The sequence below is a fragment of the Bradyrhizobium sp. STM 3562 genome (genome assembly GCF_045571435.1).
In the GTDB taxonomy this organism is placed as follows: Bacteria; Pseudomonadota; Alphaproteobacteria; order Rhizobiales; family Xanthobacteraceae; genus Bradyrhizobium.
On record NZ_CP120694.1, the window covers coordinates 7,503,726 to 7,524,220 of the forward strand.

General features: G+C 62.6%; 21 protein-coding genes. 9 read left to right on the forward strand and 12 right to left on the reverse strand.

What is annotated here, in order from left to right; genetic code table 11:
- Window positions 1–83: 83 nt before the first annotated feature.
- Window positions 84–269, reverse strand: a complete 186-nt coding sequence (locus P6U23_RS34705) for a YdcH family protein (protein ID WP_407176802.1) — start codon at window positions 267–269, stop codon at window positions 84–86.
- Window positions 270–566: 297 nt separating this feature from the next.
- Between P6U23_RS34705 and P6U23_RS34710 the strand changes: the two genes are divergently transcribed.
- From P6U23_RS34710 to P6U23_RS34720, 3 genes are all read left to right on the forward strand, one after another.
- Window positions 567–773, forward strand: a complete 207-nt coding sequence (locus P6U23_RS34710) for a YdcH family protein (RefSeq protein WP_024507407.1) — start codon at window positions 567–569, stop codon at window positions 771–773.
- A 164-nt stretch (window positions 774–937) separates the two neighbouring features.
- The gene (locus P6U23_RS34715) at window positions 938–1,144 is read left to right on the forward strand and encodes a hypothetical protein (protein WP_407176803.1); all 207 of its coding nucleotides are present in this window, start codon (window positions 938–940) and stop codon (window positions 1,142–1,144) included.
- Window positions 1,145–1,167: 23 nt separating this feature from the next.
- On the forward strand, window positions 1,168–1,419 hold the full coding sequence (locus P6U23_RS34720; RefSeq protein WP_407176804.1) for a hypothetical protein: 252 nt from the start codon (window positions 1,168–1,170) through the stop codon (window positions 1,417–1,419).
- Here P6U23_RS34720 and P6U23_RS34725 read toward each other — a convergent pair whose 3' ends face one another.
- Entirely contained in the window at window positions 1,420–2,118 is a 699-nt protein-coding gene (locus tag P6U23_RS34725) for a GGDEF domain-containing protein (protein ID WP_407176805.1), read from the reverse strand.
- A 151-nt stretch (window positions 2,119–2,269) separates the two neighbouring features.
- Here P6U23_RS34725 and purE point away from each other — a divergent pair, with 151 nt between their 5' ends.
- From purE to P6U23_RS34745, 4 genes are all read left to right on the forward strand, one after another.
- Entirely contained in the window at window positions 2,270–2,758 is a 489-nt protein-coding gene (gene purE / locus P6U23_RS34730; protein WP_407176806.1) for a 5-(carboxyamino)imidazole ribonucleotide mutase, read from the forward strand.
- Window positions 2,755–3,867: a 5-(carboxyamino)imidazole ribonucleotide synthase gene (locus tag P6U23_RS34735; RefSeq protein ID WP_407176807.1), complete on the forward strand. Its 1,113-nt coding sequence runs from the start codon at window positions 2,755–2,757 to the stop codon at window positions 3,865–3,867. Before purE ends, P6U23_RS34735 begins: the two co-directional genes overlap by 4 nt.
- 173 nt (window positions 3,868–4,040) lie before the next feature.
- Entirely contained in the window at window positions 4,041–4,337 is a 297-nt protein-coding gene (gene rpsU / locus P6U23_RS34740; protein WP_407176808.1) for a 30S ribosomal protein S21, read from the forward strand.
- 341 nt (window positions 4,338–4,678) lie between these two features.
- A complete protein-coding gene (locus P6U23_RS34745; protein ID WP_407176809.1) occupies window positions 4,679–5,617 on the forward strand; it encodes an IS630 family transposase in 939 nt (312 codons plus the stop codon).
- Between the two features lie 77 nt (window positions 5,618–5,694).
- Here P6U23_RS34745 and P6U23_RS34750 read toward each other — a convergent pair whose 3' ends face one another.
- The 10 genes from P6U23_RS34750 to P6U23_RS34795 form a co-directional block, all read right to left on the reverse strand.
- A complete protein-coding gene (locus tag P6U23_RS34750; protein WP_407176810.1) occupies window positions 5,695–6,690 on the reverse strand; it encodes a hypothetical protein in 996 nt (331 codons plus the stop codon).
- Between the two features lie 114 nt (window positions 6,691–6,804).
- Window positions 6,805–7,089, reverse strand: coding sequence for a cupin domain-containing protein (locus tag P6U23_RS34755; RefSeq protein ID WP_407176811.1), 285 nt, complete (start codon window positions 7,087–7,089; stop codon window positions 6,805–6,807).
- Between the two features lie 15 nt (window positions 7,090–7,104).
- Window positions 7,105–8,202, reverse strand: a complete 1,098-nt coding sequence (locus tag P6U23_RS34760; RefSeq protein ID WP_407176812.1) for a calcium:proton antiporter — start codon at window positions 8,200–8,202, stop codon at window positions 7,105–7,107.
- Window positions 8,203–8,345: 143 nt separating this feature from the next.
- Complete coding sequence (locus P6U23_RS34765) at window positions 8,346–9,680, reverse strand: sodium:proton antiporter (RefSeq protein WP_407181690.1); 1,335 nt, start codon at window positions 9,678–9,680, stop codon at window positions 8,346–8,348.
- A 97-nt stretch (window positions 9,681–9,777) separates the two neighbouring features.
- Complete coding sequence (locus P6U23_RS34770) at window positions 9,778–10,584, reverse strand: alpha/beta hydrolase (protein WP_407176813.1); 807 nt, start codon at window positions 10,582–10,584, stop codon at window positions 9,778–9,780.
- Window positions 10,585–10,603: 19 nt separating this feature from the next.
- Complete coding sequence (locus P6U23_RS34775; RefSeq protein ID WP_407176814.1) at window positions 10,604–12,001, reverse strand: NAD(P)(+) transhydrogenase (Re/Si-specific) subunit beta; 1,398 nt, start codon at window positions 11,999–12,001, stop codon at window positions 10,604–10,606.
- Between the two features lie 202 nt (window positions 12,002–12,203).
- On the reverse strand, window positions 12,204–12,521 hold the full coding sequence (locus P6U23_RS34780; RefSeq protein WP_407176815.1) for a proton-translocating transhydrogenase family protein: 318 nt from the start codon (window positions 12,519–12,521) through the stop codon (window positions 12,204–12,206).
- Window positions 12,522–12,533: 12 nt separating this feature from the next.
- Window positions 12,534–13,661, reverse strand: coding sequence for a Re/Si-specific NAD(P)(+) transhydrogenase subunit alpha (locus tag P6U23_RS34785; protein ID WP_407176816.1), 1,128 nt, complete (start codon window positions 13,659–13,661; stop codon window positions 12,534–12,536).
- Between the two features lie 136 nt (window positions 13,662–13,797).
- A complete protein-coding gene (locus P6U23_RS34790; RefSeq protein WP_024507392.1) occupies window positions 13,798–13,950 on the reverse strand; it encodes an aa3-type cytochrome c oxidase subunit IV in 153 nt (50 codons plus the stop codon).
- A gap of 249 nt (window positions 13,951–14,199) precedes the next feature.
- Window positions 14,200–16,113: a M3 family oligoendopeptidase gene (locus P6U23_RS34795; protein WP_407176817.1), complete on the reverse strand. Its 1,914-nt coding sequence runs from the start codon at window positions 16,111–16,113 to the stop codon at window positions 14,200–14,202.
- A gap of 115 nt (window positions 16,114–16,228) precedes the next feature.
- Here P6U23_RS34795 and P6U23_RS34800 point away from each other — a divergent pair, with 115 nt between their 5' ends.
- Window positions 16,229–17,725 carry a sigma-54-dependent transcriptional regulator gene (locus P6U23_RS34800; protein ID WP_407176818.1) on the forward strand — a complete coding sequence of 499 codons (1,497 nt, stop codon included), beginning with the start codon at window positions 16,229–16,231 and terminating at the stop codon, window positions 17,723–17,725.
- 314 nt (window positions 17,726–18,039) lie between these two features.
- Window positions 18,040–20,274 (forward strand): murein L,D-transpeptidase, encoded by a 2,235-nt coding sequence (locus tag P6U23_RS34805; RefSeq protein ID WP_407176819.1) that lies wholly within the window; start codon window positions 18,040–18,042, stop codon window positions 20,272–20,274.
- Window positions 20,275–20,495: the final 221 nt, after the last annotated feature.

Here is a 20,495-nt window from a genome sequence, read left to right on the forward strand (position 1 = left end):
ATGGTGAAGGGAAGAAGTCGCCGCGATCCGCCCGGATAGCGAACCGCCTCTCCGGGCCGATCCGCGGATCTTGCAGTGCAGAGTTAGTGTAAGGTCTCGTCGCTTTGACTCTTCAAGCGCTCGATCTGGTCTTTCACCATCAGTTTCCGGCGCTTCAGTTCGGCTATTTCCAGGTCGTCCGTTGAAAGGTGTAGAAGGGCTTCGTGCAACTCGTTTTCAAGAATCTTGTGTTTCCGCTCCAGTTCAACGAGATGTGCCTGAATTGCCATTCGAAACCTCCTCGGTAGGATGAACCTCAAGATTCGATCGGGACGGCGAAGTCTACACCAGTCCCGGTATCTGTCGATGGGGATCCAAATCAGTGCTGTCATTTTTGACCGTCATGCGTAACGAAGCGTGAGCAAGGAACCGGATGCTCCTTCCACTTTCGGAATCACAGACTTGGCTCGTTCTCACGCGCGGCACCACGTTTGGCGGCTTGCGGAAGACGGCTGCAGGGTTGATATTTCCCACAGGCTTTCCACAGCCTTTCGCAACCTCATCGCGTTTTTCGGCTATCGTGCAACATGACCAACGAAGATGAGCGCGAACTCCAGGCCGAGCTCGCCCGATTGCAGCAAGAGCATCGCGATCTCGATGCGGCCATCGATGCCCTGCATCAATCGCCGGCGCCGGACTTGTTGCGGCTGCAACGCATGAAGAAGCGCAAGCTGCTGTTGCGCGACCGTATCGCCTTCATCGAAGACCAGATCACTCCCGACATCATTGCATAAGCGTCGCGCGGTGGATCGCACCGGCACCTGATCCTTCGAAAGTCTTGAGGTCGCCATTGCGCGAAGGATTTTCTCATCGCCGCGTTCGTCGGCAGGTTTTTCTCGCTTGACTCCGAAAGAACAAAAAGAGAACATTGCAAGAGGTCGAGCAAGGATCATCAGCCATGTCCGTATCACCTTTCGACAACAGCCATTACGAAGAGGCGTGCGATCAGGCGATTGCCATGTGCGACGGCAATATGCGTAGCACCATCAAGGCGCTGATCATGGCGAACGAATATCTGGAAGCTGAGCTTGCGGAGTTGCAGGCTGCGATCTCGTCCGGCTGCATGCCGAAAAAGCTGTCGGGCTCCGCAAGCAGTGCCGCGTAACCCTTCAAGACGGGAGCGAAGCGATGGCTGACGTCACCTACTATGTCGCAATGCCTTTCGCACAGGACGAGGGCGGGGCGCCGATCGCGGGCGCCGCCGAGGAATGCCAGAGTCCCACAACCGCGCTGCGGCGTGCTGAATTGTTGTCGCGGCTGCCCGGCAATATCGGCGCGGTGGCGTTCAGCCGCAGCGGCGACCCGATACTCGGTGAGTTCAGCGATGCGCGGCTGCTGCGCAAGTTCGGCCGTGTCCCGGATGATCTCGGCGAGCTTTAGCTAAAGCGCGGTCTTTTCCTCCTCGCGGCGCCGTTGCGCCTTGCGCAGATACATCGCAGCGTCCGCTGCTTCGAGGGCGCGGCGTGCATCCGTGTGCGGCTCCAGGATGGCAACGCCAGCCGATGCCCCGGCCGTGACGGTGCGTCCCTGAAACACGAAACTCAGCTCATCGATGGACTGCTCCAGTGAGGCGGCCTTGGCCCGCGCATCGGTTTCGCTCAGATTCCACAGCAGCACTGCGAACTCGTCGCCGCCAAGCCGCCCGACGACGTCGGAGGCCCGAACCTGGCGGCCAAGCGCCGTTGCCACCGCCTTGAGCACCTCATCGCCCGCGGCGTGCCCGAAGGCATCGTTGATCGGCTTGAGGCGATCGACATCGAGCATGATCACCGCGCCTGTGGCGTGGTAGCGCTTGATATAGGCGATGGAACGGTTGAGCTCGCGCTCGAAGCCGCGCCGATTGAGAATGTTCAGCAGGAAATCGGTTTCGGCCGAGGCCTGCAGCTCCTCAATACGCCTGCGGGCCTGGGCAAGTTGGGCCTTGAGCTGTCGGATGGTCTGTTTGGCACGGTCGGCGGTTGCAGGTGAACGGCCCTTCGGGGCGACTTTGCGCGGCGGCATCTTGGACCCGGTTCCGGTTCCTTTGCGGCGCTTCTCTACGGCAGGCGGGCGCACCGGCGCCCTGGTCCTTTTTTTCATAGATATCCTTAACTGCGGCACGCCGATGAGGCTTGCCGGGATGAGCCGAGACAGGATAGTGCATTCCCCTTCCTTTGCCACGCCTTGCCGCTATCGGGCCTGAATCTATACTTAGGCCTATGTTTCTGGATTCCCGAGAAGAATTGACCTCATGCCCGCGCCAATAGCCATCATCATGGGAAGCCAGTCGGATTGGGACACCATGCGCCACGCCGCCGACACGCTCGCCGCGCTCGGCATTGCCTGCGACACAAGGATCGTATCGGCGCATCGCACCCCGGACCGGCTGTTTGCCTTCGCCAAGGGCGCCAAGGCGGCTGGGTTCAAGGTCATCATTGCCGGCGCGGGCGGCGCGGCCCATCTGCCGGGCATGACGGCTTCGCTGACCGAGCTTCCGGTCCTCGGCGTCCCCATCGAGAGCAAGACGCTTTCGGGCCTGGATTCGCTGTATTCGATCGTGCAGATGCCGGCCGGCGTGCCGGTGGGCACGCTCGCGATCGGCAAGTCGGGTGCGATCAATGCGGCGCTGCTCGCTGCGAGCGTGCTGGCGCTTGAGGATAGCGCGCTGGCGGCACGGCTTGCCGCCTGGCGCCAGCAACAGACTGACGCGGTCGCCGAGCGACCGGAGGACAAGGCGTGACATCTCTCTCTCAGGTGAAGCTCAAACCGGGCGACACGATCGGAATTCTCGGGGGCGGACAGTTGGGCAGGATGCTGGCCATGGCGGCAGCCCGGCTCGGCCTGCGCTGTCAGGTGTTTTCGCCAGATCCGGACTCACCGGCCTTCGACGTGGTGTCGAACGCGGTCTGCGCGGAATATGCCGATGTCGAGGCGCTCGAGTTGTTCGCCAGCGACGTCGACGTCATCACTTATGAGTTCGAGAACGTTCCGGCTGCGGCCGCGCTGATCCTCTCCGCGCGCCGGCCAGTGCTGCCGGACCGGAAGATCCTGGAGACCACCCAGGACCGCCTTGCCGAGAAGGATTTTGTGACGCGACTGGGCATCGGCACGGCGCCTTACGCGGATGTCACCTCGGCCGCCTCGCTGCGCGAAGCCGTCGCGCGCATCGGCCTCCCCGCGGTGCTGAAGACCCGACGCTTCGGCTATGACGGCAAGGGCCAAGCCCTCATCCGCGACCGTGATGATGATCTGGACCGGATCTGGGAAGAGCTTGGGACCAAAGCCGCGATCCTCGAGGCCTTCGTCCCGTTCGAGCGGGAGATTTCCGTGATCGCGGCGCGCACGGCCGATGGTCAGGTCGAATGCTTCGACGTCACCGAAAACGAACACCGCGACCACATTCTGAAAGTCTCGCGGGTACCAGCCGCAATCCCCGATAGCCTCGCGGCGCAAGCGCGCGACGTCGCCGGACGGATTGCCAGCGCGCTCAATTACGTGGGCGTGCTGGCTGTGGAGATGTTCGTGCTCGCGGATGCGACCGGTCATAAGGTTCTGGTCAATGAAATTGCGCCGCGGGTCCACAATTCCGGCCATTGGACGCTTGATGGGGCCTCGATCTCGCAATTCGAGCAGCACATCCGCGCAATTGCCGGCTGGCCGCTCGGAAAACCCGTGCGTCACGGCGAGGTCACCATGACCAACCTGATCGGGGACGAGATTCACTCCTACCCGCAATGGCTCACTGTTCCCGGCGCCACCGTTCACCTCTACGGTAAGGGAGAGCCGCGGCCGGGACGCAAAATGGGCCACGTGACGCAGGTGATGGCTCACGCATCAAAATCGGGCTGATCGCGGTCAAAAAGAAGCGATTTTGCCGTTTGAACGCCGCCAGGGCGGCCCGCGGCGGTGGACAATTTCACTTTTGTCTGATACATCCGCCCGCTCGAGGTAAAGGGCGAGGCCTTTCGCCAGCCCCTTACGTTAGCCAATTCCATTCCGATTTACTGAAAAGAGGATGCCGGGTGCAGGTACTCGTTCGCGATAACAATGTTGATCAAGCCCTCAAGGCGCTGAAGAAGAAGATGCAGCGCGAGGGCATTTTCCGCGAGATGAAGCTCCGCGGCCATTACGAAAAGCCATCCGAGAAGAAGGCCCGCGAAAAGGCCGAAGCCGTGCGCCGTGCACGCAAGCTCGCGCGCAAGAAGCTGCAGCGCGAAGGCCTGCTGCCGATGAAGCCAAAGCCGGCGTTCGGTGCTGGTGCTGACCGTGGCGGCGCGGGCCGTGGCGGCGCGGGCGCTCCCCCGCGCGGCATGCGCTGATACGAACTTTCTCGGATTTGATATGCGGTGACGCGGGCCGAACGGGTCCGCGTTATTTTTTCAAACTGCTTTTTCTGACATGGCGTCCCGCCGGTGAAGGCAAGCCCGCCCTCACCTTGCGCAAGCGCAATTCCAGTGTCTCTCGATTCGGGATATCTCGCGACCGGCTCTGCGAAATCCGTTCGTCCCTGATGGACGACGGCTATCGGCTCACACTGCCCGCGTGACGATGAGCGCTAGCCACATGCCCTAGAGCGGGTTGGGATCGAATTGAATCGTAGGGGATTCCCAAATCAGGCGAACCATGATTCATCCTCAAGGCCGGGAGGAGGCTGGCAGGGATGGCGCATGGGGAGGCTCTTCGGATTCGGGTGATCAAGGCCGTGGTTGAGGACGGCCTTTCGCGGAACGAGGCGGCGCGGATTTTCCGGGTCGGGATCGCGAGCGCGATCCGTTGGGTGAAGGAGTTCGAGGAGACGCGCCGCGCGGCGGCTTTGCCCACCGGCGGGGACCGACGTTCCGTGCTGAAGCCGCACCGGGATTGGTTGCTGGAACTGCGTCGTAGGGAGAACGATCTGACGCTCGATGCGATCGCCGAGCGTCTGCTTGGCACGCACGGCGTGGAAGCCGACAAGTCGATGCTGTCGCGCTTTTTCGCCGCGGAGGGGATCAGCTTCAAAAAAACCGTGCGCGCCAGCGAACAGGATCGTCCCGACGTCGCTGAGCGCCGGGAAGCGTGGCGGCGCGCGCAGAAGGACCTTGGTGGCCGGTTGATTTTCCTCGATGAGACTTGGACGACGACCGCGATGACACGTCGTTACGCCTGGGCCGACGTCGGCGCACGCGCCATCGGCGATGCCCCGAACGGCCATTGGAAGACAACGACGTTTCTTGCGGGCCTCACCTGCGAGGGGTTGATTGCACCTTTTGTGCTCGACCGGCCGATCAACGCCGAGTGTTTCCTGGCCTATGTCGAGCAGATCCTCGTCCCCGTGCTGCGCCAGGGCGACACCGTGATCCTCGACAATCTGTCGAGCCACAAGAACGAAGAGGCCGCTCGCCTCATCGCAGGCGCCGGTGCGCGCCTACTATTCCTGCCGCCCTACAGCCCCGATCTCAATCCGATCGAGATGGCATTCGCCAAACTCAAGGAACTGTTGCGGCAAGCCCAGGCCAGAACCGTCGACGCCCTCTGGGATTTCATCGGACGCACCCTGAACCTGTTCACCCCTGAAGAATGCGCCAACTACGTCCGCCATTGCGGATACAATCCGCTTTGATCGCAACAGGCTCTAGCGTAAAGCGGAAGAAGTTTCGGGGACACGTCCGGCCCGCCGCAACAACGGCGACGCGGCCCCTATTCCGTAAACTTCTGCGAGTTCGTGCCCGGTATGACCGCGTGGAACATCGACTTCGCCGCCGAGAGCATATCTTCGGCGACATTGCGAGCGTGGTCGCGCGGACTGGGAGCAACGGCAGCATCTGCCCGCAGGTCGAGCGGCGGCTGGGCGGGCGGCTGCGGAATGTCCGCCGGCGGGACCAGCCGGTTGGGATCGTCGTTGCCGACCGAGGCCGTATAAGGCGGATAGGCAGGCGGAGGCACCGCGGCGACCGGATCAACCGGCGGCGTGGAAACCGTGATCGGCGGCGGCAGCGGCCGCACCGGCGCGACCGCAACCGTGCGGGGCGGCTCCTGCACCACCTTTGGCGCCTCCACAGCGCGTGCAGCTTCAGGGGAGCGCGATGCGCTCTCGTTCATCCCGCGCAGCCGCTCGATGGCCGCGCGCGCAAGCTCCGCAGCATCGTGGTGTTCGTCGGCAGGAGTCCCGGACGCCTCAACCGTCGGCGTCGGGCCAGATGCTGGGGCGGGGCTCGCCGGCGTCGCGGCGGGAGCGCTGGCGACGGCCGCGGGCGCAGGCGTGGCCTTGGCCACCGCCTTTTCCTTCTCGCGCGAGAACAACAGGTGACGGCGCGACTCCGTGGGAGCGCTTGCCGTCTCGGTCGGCTTACTCTCGCCGGACTTCGTCTCGGCTGCTTTCGTCTCGGTCGCCTTTGTCTCGGCTGCCTTCGTCTCGGCTGCCTTCGTCTCAGCCGCCTTCGGTTCGGCCGGCTTGGCCTCGGCCGCCGCCTTCTCCATCATCGCCTTTTCGGAAATGCCCTTGGCCTTGACACCCGGCTGAGGCGTGGCGCCGGTGTCAGCCTGCTTTGATTGTTGCGAAGACGAGAGGGCTGCGGCTGGCGTGTCGGCCGGTGGCTTATTCGAAATGTAGTGATTGACGATATACGCCCCGAGCACGGTCGCGACGACCGACGGGAGAATGTCCATCGCGAGTTTGGTGAGGTATTTCAGCATTCCGGCCACTCCCCGAGCGGCAGTGATGGGGGAACTTTGAGGCACATTCAGGGATCAACTGCGTCGGATCGATGGCAATTCCGTAAACGTTGGATTAATTCCGTAAACGCTGGATTAACGCTTCAATTCTACTTCCAAAAACACGATTTCGGATGCTGTTTCGTTGAGCACATCATGCTCAACCCCAGCTTTTCGGAAGTAGGATTTGCCGACCCCAAGCTGCGCCTTGGAGCGCTCCCCATTGGGAGCGACGATGGTCATTTCGCCTGGGGTCACCGGCACGATCACATAGTCCATCCCGTGGGTGTGATGGCCGGTAGAGCTCCCCGGCGCGAGCCGCCATTGGGTCACCCGGACCTCGGGGGTGTCGACCTGAACTTCTGACGTGGCGGCAAGCATCGGGCGGCTCTCCAGTTACGGCACGAATACCAGGAAAATGAATATCGCAAATACCACCATGTGGACCAGCCCGAACAGAATGTTGGTGCGCCCGGTTCCGAAGGTCAGCATGCTCAGGATGAAGGTGAGCAGGAGCTCCACCATGTTCTGGCCGTTCAGCCCGAGCACGAGCTGCTTGTTCAGCGTGAACGCCGCCACCGAGACCGCCGGGACGGTGAGCCCGATGGTGGCAAGCGAGGAGCCGAGCGCGAGGTTGATGCTTTTTTGCAGATCGTTCTTCCGCGCGGCGGACACGGCGGCCACGCTTTCCGGCAACAGAATCAGCAACGCCACCACGACCCCGGCAAAGGCCGGCGGCGCACCGATCGCGGCGGTTGCTGCCTCGACGACCAGGGAGAATTTCTTCGAGAGCAACACCACTGCCAGCAGCGAGAGCAGAAGCAGCACGACGCTCAAGCCCAGCATGGCGCTGGAAATCGGCGCGCCTCCCTCCGCAGCATCGGCGTTTTCCTTGATGAAATAGTCGCGGTGGCGGCTGGTCTGGGTATAGAGGAACACGCCATAGAGCAGGATGGTGGCGACGCTGACGAATTCGAGCTGCGCCTCGGAAAACACCGGTCCCGGCGTGGTGAGGGTATAATTGGGCAGCACCAGGGTGATGGTCGCCAGAGTGAAGAGAACACTGAGATAGAGATTGGCGCCGGGGACCTGAAAATCCTGCTCGCGGTACTGCAAGCCGCCGATGAAGATGCAAATCCCGACCAGGCCGTTGCAGACGATCATGACGACCGCAAACACCGTGTCACGCGCGAGCGTCGGTACCTCCTTCTCGCCCAGCATGATGGTTGCGATCAGCGCCACCTCGATGATGGTGACGGACAGCGTCAGCAACAGCGTGCCGTAGGGCTCGCCGACCCGGTGAGCGATCACCTCGGCGTGATGCACGGCGGCGAATACCGTTCCGAACAGGATCACCAGCAGCACCGCTGCGAATAACAGCCCGACCGTCGACGGCGTGAAATCATAATGCGTGGCGGTCACGGCCGCGAACAGCAGAACGGCCAGTGTGGGGAAAATCCATGCCGATCTCGGCATCGCCGCATGTGCGCTCATCGCAACGGGATCCTTGCAACAGATGACCGGACTATGCGCGAAAGCAGGGCGGCCGTCATCCCGACTGTAGCCGTCACAATGAGGTAGATGAGACCGGCCGCAATCTGGCGCTGCAAAGAGGCGTACGGCTCAGCCGAATTTGCTCATTCCAGGCTGAGCACCGGCGCAATGGGAAGGAAAGTCAGCAGCAAGAACAGCGGTATCAGCACGGCGCCCGCCCACAGCATGTAACCGAAGAAGCCGGGCATCCTGATCCCCCGCTCGGTGGCGATCGCGGCCACCATCAAATTTGGGGCGTTGCCGATATAGGTCAGGGCGCCCATGTAGACGGCCCCCATCGAGATCGCGGCGAGCGTGCCCGAGAGCTCCCCCATGAGCACTTTGGGATCTCCGCCGGCGAGCTCGAAGAACAGGAGGTAGGTCGGGGCATTGTCGAGGAACGCGGACATCAATCCCGTGAACCAGAAATAGGCAACCTCCTGGGGAGAGCCGCTGCTCGCGGTGACCGCTGAGAATAGCCAGGCGAAGGCACCATCGCGGCCCGCATGGAGCATGGCAATGACCGGTATGATCGCCGTGAAAATCGCGGCGAACAGCTTGGCCACCTCGCGGATGGGCTCCCAATTGAAATCATTGGCTTCGCGGTGCTCGTCGGGCGTGAGCCAGAGGGACAAGCCCGCGATCGCGAGCAAACCCGCATCCCGGACCACGTTCTGCAACTCCAGCCTGGTGCCAAGGATGTCGATGGCGATCCCGGGGCGCCATATTGCCGATATCAGCGCGTTTGCGATGATCGCCGCGATCAACGCAATGTTGACAAGACCTCGAATTCTGATTGGCCGCGATACAGCGCTCTTGGTGACCTGCGGTTCAGCGCCAAAACGCCAAACATCGAGTATCGCGAAAACGGCCAGCAGCAACCCCGATACGATCGCGGTCTGCAGCCAGATGTTCCGCGTGGTCCAGAAGAAATCGACGCCATGCAGGAAGCCGACGAAAAGCGGCGGATCGCCAAGCGGGCTCAGCGCGCCGCCGACATTGCCGGCAAGGATGATGAAGAAGACCACGACATGCGCATTGTGCGGCCGTGACAGGTTGGCGCGAATCAAGGGCCGGACCAAGATCATCGCTGCGCCCGTCGTCCCCACGATGCTCGCGATAGCTGTGCCCAGCGCGAGAATGCCGGTGTTGGTCCACGGCGTGCCTCTGAGATCGCCGCTCACCAGGATTCCGCCCGCCACCGTGTAGAGCGCGAACAGAAGCACGATGAAGCTGAAATATTCGCCGAGCAGCGCATGCACAAAAGCGGCGAGCGTCGACGCCGCGCCGGCGGACCAGGCCAGCAAGGCCAGCGTCAGCGCCGACCAGACGGCGGCGATCTTGCCATAGTGATAATGCCAGAACTTTGGAACCAGCAGCGGCCCCACCGCGATCGACAGCAGCAGCCCGGCGAAGGGAAGCGCAAAGGGCCACGACATCGCCGCGCCATCAAGCTCCGCTCCGGCATAGGCATTCTTCGGCAGCAGCAGCATGAAGATCGAGAGAGCCAATGCGAAGCCTGACTTGCTCGTCCAGTTAAGTCCGCAAACCCGCAATGAACTTCCTTGCTGCTTCGATGGCGCCAAATTGGTCGAGATCGTTGTGCCCGCCTCCGGGAAATCGCACGAACTGCTTGGGCTCATGCGCAAGAGCGAATAATCGTTCCCCGAACGAGATCGAAATCGTGAGGTCCCTGTCTCCGTGCATGACGAGCAGCGGCGCGTTCACCCGGGCGATCCACTCATCGGAGCGAAAACGGTCCTTGAGCAGATAGCGTACCGGCGCCCAACGAAACAGCGTGGCGGCGACGTCCGCGATCGAGGTGTAGGGCGCCTCCAGGATCAGCCCGCCGACCGGATGATCGGCCGCAAGTGCCACCGCGACTCCGCTGCCCAGCGAAAAGCCCCAGGGCACAATGCGGCTCGCAGCATAGTGCGCGAGCGCAAAATTGTAAGCGGCCGCGGCATCTTGCAGCAGCCCGAGCTCGCTCGGGCTGCCGCTCGAGCCGGCATAGCCGCGATAGGACACCGCGATGAGGCCGGTGCCGTCAGATGTGATCTCACGAAAGCGGCCGACCAGTCCTGCAAGAATGTCGCCGTTGCCGTGGAAGTAGAGCACGACGCGATGACCCGCCTTCGCCGAGACGTGCCAAGCGATGATTTGCTCGCCGTCGGATGTGGTGAGCAGGTGTTCTTCGGCTTGCGCGAATCCAGCCGCCGCAGGCGTAGTTCGCGCCGCCTCCGGAATCGGATAGATCAGCGAGCGCTGGTTGAAGAACAGCGCTGCCACCGCGCCGACATAGCCGAGGACAGCGAGGATGACGAGCCACTTCAGGATGGTCATGGCTCGATCATAGAAGGCATCACATCGCCTTGACGATGCTCTCCGTCATCTTCTTGGCGTCGCCGAGCAGCATCATGGTGTTGTCGCGGTAGAACAGCGGGTTATCAATGCCCGCGTAGCCCGAGGCCAGCGAGCGCTTGATGAACATCACCGTGCCCGCCTTCCACACCTGCAGCACCGGCATGCCGTAGATCGGCGACTTCGGATCTTCTTCCGCCGCCGGATTGGTGACGTCGTTGGCGCCGATCACGAAGGCGACATCGGCTTGCGCGAACTCGGAATTGATGTCCTCGAGTTCGAACACCTCGTCATAGGGCACATTGGCTTCCGCGAGCAGCACGTTCATGTGGCCGGGCATGCGGCCCGCGACGGGATGAATGGCATATTTCACCTCCACCCCTTCCTTCTTGAGCGTATCGGCCATCTCGCGCAGGGCGTGCTGCGCCTGTGCCACCGCCATGCCGTAGCCGGGCACGATGATCACCTTCTGCGCATTCTTCATGATGAAGGCCGCATCATCAGCCGAGCCGAGCTTGACCGGTCGCGCCTCGGCCGTGGCACCGCCGGCGGCTGCCGTCTCGCCGCCAAAGCCGCCCAAGATCACCGAGATGAACGAGCGGTTCATCGCATGGCACATGATGTAGGACAGGATGGCGCCGGATGAGCCGACCAGCGCGCCGGTGATGATCAGCGCCGAATTGCCCAGCGTGAAGCCGATGCCGGCGGCGGCCCACCCCGAATAGGAATTGAGCATCGAGATCACGACCGGCATGTCGGCGCCGCCGATCGGGATGATGATCAGCACGCCCAAGGCCAGCGCGATGATGGTGTTGAGCCAGAAATACACCGCATTGCCGGTCAAAACGAGACCGACGATGCAGACGATCAAGGCGATGCCGAGCGCAATGTTGATGAGATGCCGCGCGGGCAGAATGATCGGCGCGCCGCTCATCCGCGCTGATAATTTCAGGAACGCGATCACCGAGCCGGTGAAGGTCAGCGCGCCGATGGCAACGCCGAGCGACATCTCGACCAGGCTCTGCGTGTGGATATTGCCGGGCGTGCCGATGTCGAAGGCTTCGGGCGCATAGAAGGCGCCGGCCGCGACCAGCACCGCGGCCATGCCGACCAGCGAGTGGAAGGCGGCAACAAGCTCCGGCATCGAGGTCATCGGCACGCGACGGGCGATCACGGCGCCGATACCGCCGCCGATCGCGACGGCGATGATGACCAAGAGCCAGGCGATGCCATCGGCCGGCGGATGGCTTGCGAGCGTGGTCGCGACCGCGATTGCCATGCCGGCCATGCCGAGGAAATTGCCTCTGCGGCTGGAGGCCGGGCTGGACAGCCCGCGCAGCGACAGGATGAACAGCACACCTGCGACGAGATAAAGCAGTGCAGACAGGTTGGCGTTCATAGCGCGCGCGCTCCGTCATGCGCGGCCTTGATCCGCGCATCCATCAGAGAAAAACAAACGGTTTGAAGAGGGCTGGATTGCCGGGCCGTCGCCTCGCCCAAGGCTAATCGGCCCTGGCCGCACGCCCGAAAGCTTCGGCCCCGCAGGCGGGTCACGCCCGGCAATGGCGATGGTGCTTTTTGCAAGATGCTCACCATCGCGGTCACTTCGCCTTCTTCTTGTACATCGCCAGCATGCGCTGGGTGACAAGAAAGCCCCCGAAAATATTCACACAGGCAAAGATGAGCGCGACAAAGCCGAAACCGCGCGCCCAGCCCGACCCGCTCGACACCAGTCCGACGCCGACCGCGAGCAGCGCGCCGACGACGATCACCGACGAAATTGCGTTGGTCACCGACATCAGCGGCGTGTGCAGCGCAGGCGTCACCGACCACACCACGAAATAGCCGACGAACACGGCCAGCACGAAAATCGACAGCCGGAATACAAAGGGATCGACGGCTTGGGCGACATGCTCCATGACTTCTCTCCTCTATGCCTTCGGCTGGAAATTCGGGTGAATGATCTTGCCGTCCTTGGTCAGCGCGGTGGCCTTCACCAGCTCGTCATCCCAGTTGACCGCCAGCGCCTTGCTCGATTTGTCGACCAGCGTCTCGATGAAGGACAAGAGATTGCGCGCATATAGGCCAGAGGCCGAGGTCGCGACGCGGCCGGCGAGATTGGGAAAGCCGACGATCTTGATGCCGTCGACATCGACGGTTTCGCCGCTCTTCACGCCCTCGACATTGCCGCCGCGCTCAACCGCGAGATCGACCAGCACAGAGCCCGGTTTCATCGACTTGACCATCTCCAGGCTCACCAGCCGCGGCGCCGGCCGGCCCGGGATCAGCGCGGTGGTGATGACAACGTCCTGCTTCTTGATGTGTTCTGCGGTCAGGGCGGCCTGCTTGGCCTGGTACTCCTTGGACATTTCCTTAGCGTAGCCGCCGGCGGTCTCGGCCTGCTTGAACTCCTCGTCCTCGACCGCGATGAATTTGGCGCCGAGACTTTCCACCTGCTCCTTCACCGCCGGCCGCACGTCGGTCGCCGTGACCACCGCACCAAGGCGGCGCGCGGTCGCTATCGCCTGCAGACCAGCCACGCCGACGCCCATCACGAAGACCTTGGCGGCCGGGACGGTGCCGGCCGCGGTCATCATCATCGGAAAGGCGCGGCCAAACGCCTCGGCCGCCTCGATCACCGCGCGATAACCCGCGAGGTTCGCCTGCGACGACAACACGTCCATCACCTGGGCGCGGGTGATGCGCGGCATCAATTCCATCGCAAAGGCCGAGATGCCGGCCTCCGCCATCGCCTTCAGCGCAGCGTCATTGCCGTAAGGGTCCATGATGGCGATGACGAGCGCGCCGCGCTTGTACTGGGCAAGCTCGGAGGCCTCCGGCCGCTTCACCTTGATGACGACATCGGCATCCTTGACGGCATCCGCGCTGACGGTCGCCCCCGCCGCGGTAAACTCGGAATCCGGCAGGCCCGATTTCACGCCGGCGCCCGGCTCGACCGCGACCTCCACCCCTAACGCCTTGAACTTCTTCACCGTATCTGGCGAGGCCGCAACCCGCGGCTCGGCCGGATCGATTTCCTTGGCAACGGCAATCTTCATAAGGCCTCCGGCGGCGCAAGGCATGCGCGCGCGATCAGATTAGCGTTAATCTGGCTGGAACGAGTGCCGGCTTTGCAACCGGCGCCTATGGACAATCCTTACGTTGCAGCGCGGCATTGCGCGCAACGTCGACCGATCAGGTCAGGAAAATTGCCATCAAGGCGAGAATGCAGACGACCGCCGCGGTGCCGTATTTTACCAGCTTGATGAAGCCCTCATAGGTCGCCTCATGTGCCGCGTAATCATTGCCGTCCGCCGTGGAGTAGGCCACTTCGCCATGGTCTGCCATTGGGGTCCCCAGTCTTATGCGTTTCCGCCGTGCAATTAGCGCAATCCCATTTCTAGGGCAACGGCGGCGGACTGCGCGCCTATGCGCCACCTTGCCTAAGGTGCAGGCAAGGAGGAGCAAATATCCTGAAAGCAGCGGGTCAAACTCTGCTCATCGGCCCGGCCACCGCCAGGAAATAGAATAATATTCGTTCCATCGGCGGGATCGGGCGCAAACCGCACCTAATTTTTGAGCAGGAAAGCCCAACCCTCAGTCCATCGCCTCCAGCTCATCAATCATACCGGAAATGACCGACAATCCGCCGTCCCAGAATTTCGGATCCTTGGCGTCGAGCCCGAAGGGCGCCAAAAGCTCGGAATAATGCTTGGTGCCGCCGGCCGCGAGCATGTCGAGATAGCGCTCGGCAAAGCCTTCAGCGGCATGCTCGTAGACCGCATAGAGCGAGTTCACCAGGCAGTCGCCGAAGGCATAGGCGTAGACATAGAACGGCGAATGGATGAAATGCGGAATGTACATCCAGAAATTCTCATAGCCCGGCTTGATCTCGATCGCCGGGCCTAAGCTCTCGCCTTGCACGGATAGCCAGATCTGGCCGATCCGCTCGGCGGTCAATTCGCCATTCTTGCGCTCGGTATGGACCGCGCGCTCGAAGGAATAGAACGCGATTTGCCGCACCACGGTGTTGATCATGTCCTCGACTTTGCCGGCAAGCAGCGCCTGACGCTGCTTTGAGCTCTTGGTCTGCGACAACAACCGCTTGAACGTCAGCATCTCGCCGAACACGCTCGCGGTCTCGGCGAGCGTCAGCGGCGTCGGCGCCATCAGCGCGCCGTTCTTCGCAGCCAGGACTTGATGCACGCCATGGCCGAGTTCATGGGCGAGCGTCATCACATCGCGCGGCTTGCCCTGATAGTTCATCAGCACGTAAGGGTGCGCGGACGGCGTGGTCGGATGCGAGAACGCGCCCGGCGCCTTGCCCGGCCGCACCGGGGCGTCGATCCAGCGGTCGGTGAAAAAGCGTTCGGCGATCTCGGCCATCTTCGGCGAGAAGCCGCGATAGGCCGTCAGCACCATCTGCTTTGCTTCCGGCCAGGCGATCACCCCGCTCGGCGCGAACGGCAGCGGTGCATTGCGATCCCAATGCGGCAGCTTCTTCTTTTTGAACCAGCCCGCCTTCAAACGATAGTAGCGGTGCGACAATTTCGGGTAGGCCGCGCGCACGGAGGTCACCAGCGCGTCGACCACCTCGCGCTCGACACGGTTGCTGAGATGACGCGAGTCGGCGACGTCCTGAAAGCCCCTCCAGCGGTCGGAAATCTCTTTGTCCTTGGCGAGCGTGTTGGTGACGAGGGCGAAGGTTCGTTCGTTGGCCTTGAACGTCTTGGCCAGCGCCTCGGCCGCGGCCTTGCGCTTTTGCCCGTCGCGGTCCTGCAGCAGGTTCAAGGTCGGCTCGATCGCGAGCTCCTTTCCTGCGACCTTGAAGCGCAGCGCCGAGATGGTCTGATCGAACAGGCGGTTCCAGGCGGAGAAGCCGGTCTGAGACTTTTCATGAAACAACTGCTCGCTGCGGTCATCGAGCTGATACGGCTTGTCCTTGCGCAGATCCTCGATCCATGGCCGATAATGCGCAAGCGCTTCGGCCTGCATTGCCTTCTCGAGCACCGCATCGTCGAGGCGGTTGAGTTCAAGCGGAAAGAACAAAAGATGCGTTGACGCCGCGGTCAGCCGCTCCGAGACGTCGCCGTAGAATTTGGAAATCGCAGGGTCGACGCTGTCGCCGGCATGAACGAGCCCGGCAAAGGAGCCAAGCCTTCCGGCGAGATCATCGATCGCCTCGTAACGCTTCACCGCCTCGGCCAGCCATTTGCCGCCATCCTCGCGCGCGGCGCCTTCCGCGAGTTTGCCCTTGTAGTCGGTCTCAAACGCGACGCAATCGGCGTCCATCTTCGCAAGGTCGTGCGCCACTTCGGGGGCGTCGATCCCGCCATAGAGATCGGTCAGGTTCCATTCCGGCAGCTTGCCGGTCTTGGCGGGGGCGGCCTTTGCCGGGCTCTTTATCTGGTTCTTGGCCTGGCTTTTCGGACTACTTTTGAGACTCTTGGCTTTGACGGCGGGCTTGCTGGAGTTCGGTTTGCGGAGAGTGGACGTGGAGCGCGAGGTCATCTTGTTCGAAACCTGTGTTCAGCCGGAGCAAAGGACAAGGTTTAAGTGTGCGTTAAGTGGCATCGGCGAGAGTGCCCCGATTCGAGACAGATAGTCGTAATGCGGGGGGAAAGCCATGGCCGCCACCATTTTGATCGCCGATGATGACGCCGTGCAGCGCCGCCTCGTCGAGGCTATGGTGCAAAAATGCGGCTATGAGACGGTCGTTGTCGATTCCGGCGATGCCGTCATCGCCATGCTGACCGGCCCGGAAGCGCCCTCAATCGACGCCGTCGTGCTCGATCTCGTCATGCCCGGTCTCGATGGCATGGGAGTGTTGGCGAAGATGCGCGAAGCCGGTCTCACTTTGCCCGTGATCGTGCAGACCGCCCATGGCGGTATCGACAATGTCGTGTCCGCGATGCGCGCCGGCGCTCACGATTTCGTGGTCAAGCCGGTCGGCCTCGAGCGGTTGCAGGTTTCCTTGCGCAACGCGCTCAATACATCGGCGTTGAAGGGCGAATTGCAGCGCATCAAGCACAGCCGCGAGGGCCGCCTGAGCTTTGCCGACATCATCACCCGCAGCGAGGCGATGGGCCCCGTGCTGCGCACGGCGCAAAAGGCGGCCGCCTCTTCAATTCCGGTGCTGATCGAAGGCGAATCCGGCGTCGGCAAGGAATTGTTCGCGCGCGCCATCCACGGCAGCGGTGAGCGCAAGTCCAGACCTTTCGTGGCCGTCAATTGCGGCGCAATCCCTGACAACCTCGTGGAATCGATTCTGTTCGGCCACGAGAAAGGCGCCTTCACCGGCGCCACCGAGCGCCACGCCGGCAAATTCGTCGAGGCCCATGGCGGCACGCTGTTTCTCGACGAGGTCAGCGAGCTGCCGTTGAGCGCGCAGGTCAAGCTGCTGCGCGCGCTGCAGGAAGGGACGGTGGAGGCGGTTGGCGGGCGCAGGCCGGTCAAGGTCGACGTCCGCATCATCTCCGCGACAAACCGCAAATTGCTGGACCATGTGAAGGCCGGGCATTTCCGCGAGGACCTGTTCTATCGCTTGCACGTCCTGCCGCTGACGATCCCGCCTTTGCGCGCGCGGCGCGAAGACATTCCGCATCTGCTGCGGCATTTTCTGGCGCGCTTTGCCGCGGAGGAAAACCGCGCCATCACCGGCATCAGCGGCGAAGCGATGGCGTATCTGTCGCAAGCCGATTGGCCCGGCAACATCCGCCAGCTCGAGAACGTCGTGTACCGCGCGGTCGTGCTCAGCGAGGGCGAACAGCTCGGCATTGCGGATTTTCCGCTGATCAACGCGCAATCCCCGATCGTGCCGGACGCGCCCGCCGAACCGCTGGTGGTCTCGCCACCGATCAATCCCGCCCACCCGGTCACGATTTCGGGTAGTGAAATACCCATTGCGCCGTTGGGGACTCATGGCACGCTCGCATTGCTCAATGCGGCCGGCGATGTGCGGCCCTTGGACGAGATGGAGCATGAGATCATCCGCTTTGCGATCGCGCATTATCGCGGACAGATGTCGGAGGTCGCGCGCCGGTTGAAGATTGGCCGCTCCACGCTTTATCGGAAGCTTGACGATGTCGCCGCCACCGACCCCACAAACGGCAGCGCGGAATGACGCACCCGCAAGACGTGAAAATGCCTACAAGTCGCGGTCAATACACAATGTTTGAACCGTTGCTTGCCGGTGACAGACGAATGAAAAAGCGCGTGGCAAAAGCGCACAATCCGTTGCAAAGGGCTTTCCTTGAAGTCAGTTTGTCGTGAGTGGCTCCGTGCGGCCTTGGCCACACAAGTGGAGCCTATGTATCGTCTGCGTATGAATTGGCGTGCAGGCATGCGAATCTCACGGCCGGCGCTTTTGGCGGAAGCTGACGGGACGATAACCGGAATTGTCCAATTGCCGGGACAGTTCATCCAAAGGGACGTGAAATGCGAAACTGTCTGAATAACCGTGGCGGATTTGACCGCGTGCTGATGGCTGTCGCGGCAAGCTTCCTCGCGGTGTCCGCAACATCGGCAATGGCGCAGAGCGATCCGCAGCGCAGCAGCGCCGCCGAATTGGCGATCGAGGCGGCAATCCCGCGCCCCGAACCGGCCAACGTCCCGCCTCCGACCGTCAACGACTTCAAGATGGACACCACCGCCTCGGTCCCCGAACCGGCCAAGACGGACGCCGCGGCCAAAGCCGTAACGGAAGCCGCAAAGCCGACGACCGAGGCGGCCAAGCCCGCGGACACAACCGAACCCAAGCCGGCCGACGTTGCGACAACACCGCCGGTCGAGCCCAAGAAGGACGAGGCTCCGAAAGCCGATACGGCGACTGCGCCAACCGCAGCACCCGCTGCTCCTGCCGCAGCCTCCGCTACGCCGTCGACGGCGCCCGCTCCGGCCGCCTCGGTCGCGCCGACCTCCGAGCCCGCCAAGGCCGCAAGCAATGTGCCTGCGGCCGATCAACCCGTGGCCGACAAGCTGAAGGACATGCTCGCGGCCAAGTCGTCGCGCTATTTCGACCGCAAGGCTGAACGCGCCGCGGTGGAGAAGTTTTATGGCGCGCGCGACTATGCGCCGGTCTGGACGCAAGCGGGCAATCTGACCGATACCGCCAAGGGCGTGATCGCACGCCTGAAGGATGCCGCATCCGACGGACTTAATCCGGCCGATTATCCGGTGCCGGATTTCACCGCCGCGACCACGCCGGATGCGCTTGCGGAAGCCGAGTTGAAGCTGACCGCCAGCATGCTCGACTATGCGCGCCAGGCGCAGAGCGGCCGCATGCACTGGTCGCAGGTCAGCGGCGATATTTCCTATCCGGAGCATCCGACCGATCCGAACGAGGTGCTGAGCCACGTCACCACGGCAAAGGATGCGTCCACGGCGCTCGACAGCTACAACCCACCGCAGAAGCTCTACAAGGAGCTGAAAGCCAAGCTCGCCGAACTGCGCGGTGTGGGTAGCGGCCCCGCGATCGAGATCGCCGAAGGTCCGACGCTGAAATACACGCCTGCGCGCAAGAAGCAGCCTGAGATGGTGATGGAGGACCCGCGAGTCCCGCAGTTGCGGGCCAAACTCGGCCTCGAACATCCCGACGATACGCATTACGACGCCAAGGTCGCCGAAGCCGTGCGCCGCTTCCAGGAGAGCGTCGAGCTGAAGGAAACCGGCATTCTCGATGCCGCCACCGTGAAGGCGCTGAACAGCCCCAAGCGCGACAAGCAGATCGACACCGTGATCGTCAACATGGAGCGCTGGCGCTGGCTGCCGCGCGATTTGGGCGCGCCTTCGCTCGGCGATGCCTATGTCATTCTCAACATCCCGGACTACACGCTGAAGGTGATGCAGAATGGCAAGACAGTCTGGACCACCCGGGTCGTGACCGGAAAGCCGGGCATTCACGCCACGCCGCTGCTGACGGAGACGATGAAGTACATCACGGTCAACCCGACCTGGAACGTGCCGCCGTCGATCGTCTACAACGAATATCTGCCGGCGCTGCAGCAGGATCCGACCGTGCTGGAGCGGATGGGCTTGAGGCTGGAGTACAATCGCGACGGCTCGCCGCACATTTCGCAGCCGCCGGGCGACGGCAACGCACTCGGCCGCATCCGCTTCAATTTCCCGAACAAATTCCTGGTCTATCAGCACGACACGCCGGACAAGTACCTGTTCGAGAAGAGCGAGCGCGCCTTTAGCCATGGCTGCATGCGCGTGCAGTATCCGGATCAATACGCCTCGATCCTGCTCAACATCACCATGCCCAACGAGCATTACACGCCGGAGAAGATCCGCGCGATGTACGGCCGTGACGAGATCGACCTGAAGTTCCCCACGCCGATCCCGGTCAACATCACCTACCAGACCGCCTTCGTCGACGACGCCGGCAAGCTGCAATTCCGCAAGGACATTTACGGCCGCGACGGCACCATGATCGCGATGCTCAAGAACACGCGTGGCAAGGACCTCGAGGCTGTCGTTGCGCATGCGCAGCCGACCTATACTCGTCCGCCCGGCAGCACCCTGCCCTCCCGCGTCAACTATGCGAGCGACAATAGCTGGTCGTCGGGACCCAACTTCTTCGAGCGGCTGTTCGGCGGCCCGCCGACGCCGCCGGCTCCGATCGGCCGCCGGCCGGCGCAGATGCAGCCGCGCGGCTTCTTCACCCGCTGAAGCTAACAGACGCGATAACGGCCGCCCGACCAGGCGGCCGTTATCTCGCCAGAGCCGATTATTATCCCTGCAGAATCAACGATCTCGGCGCAAAGCTGGTTCGCCTGACGTTAACCAATCTTCGCCCATCTCCAACGGCGGCTCTTTTTCGCCACACTCGACCGGTTAGGTTAAAGCTAACTTGGGGGCGGGATGATAGAAGTTGGTTAACCATCCCGCTT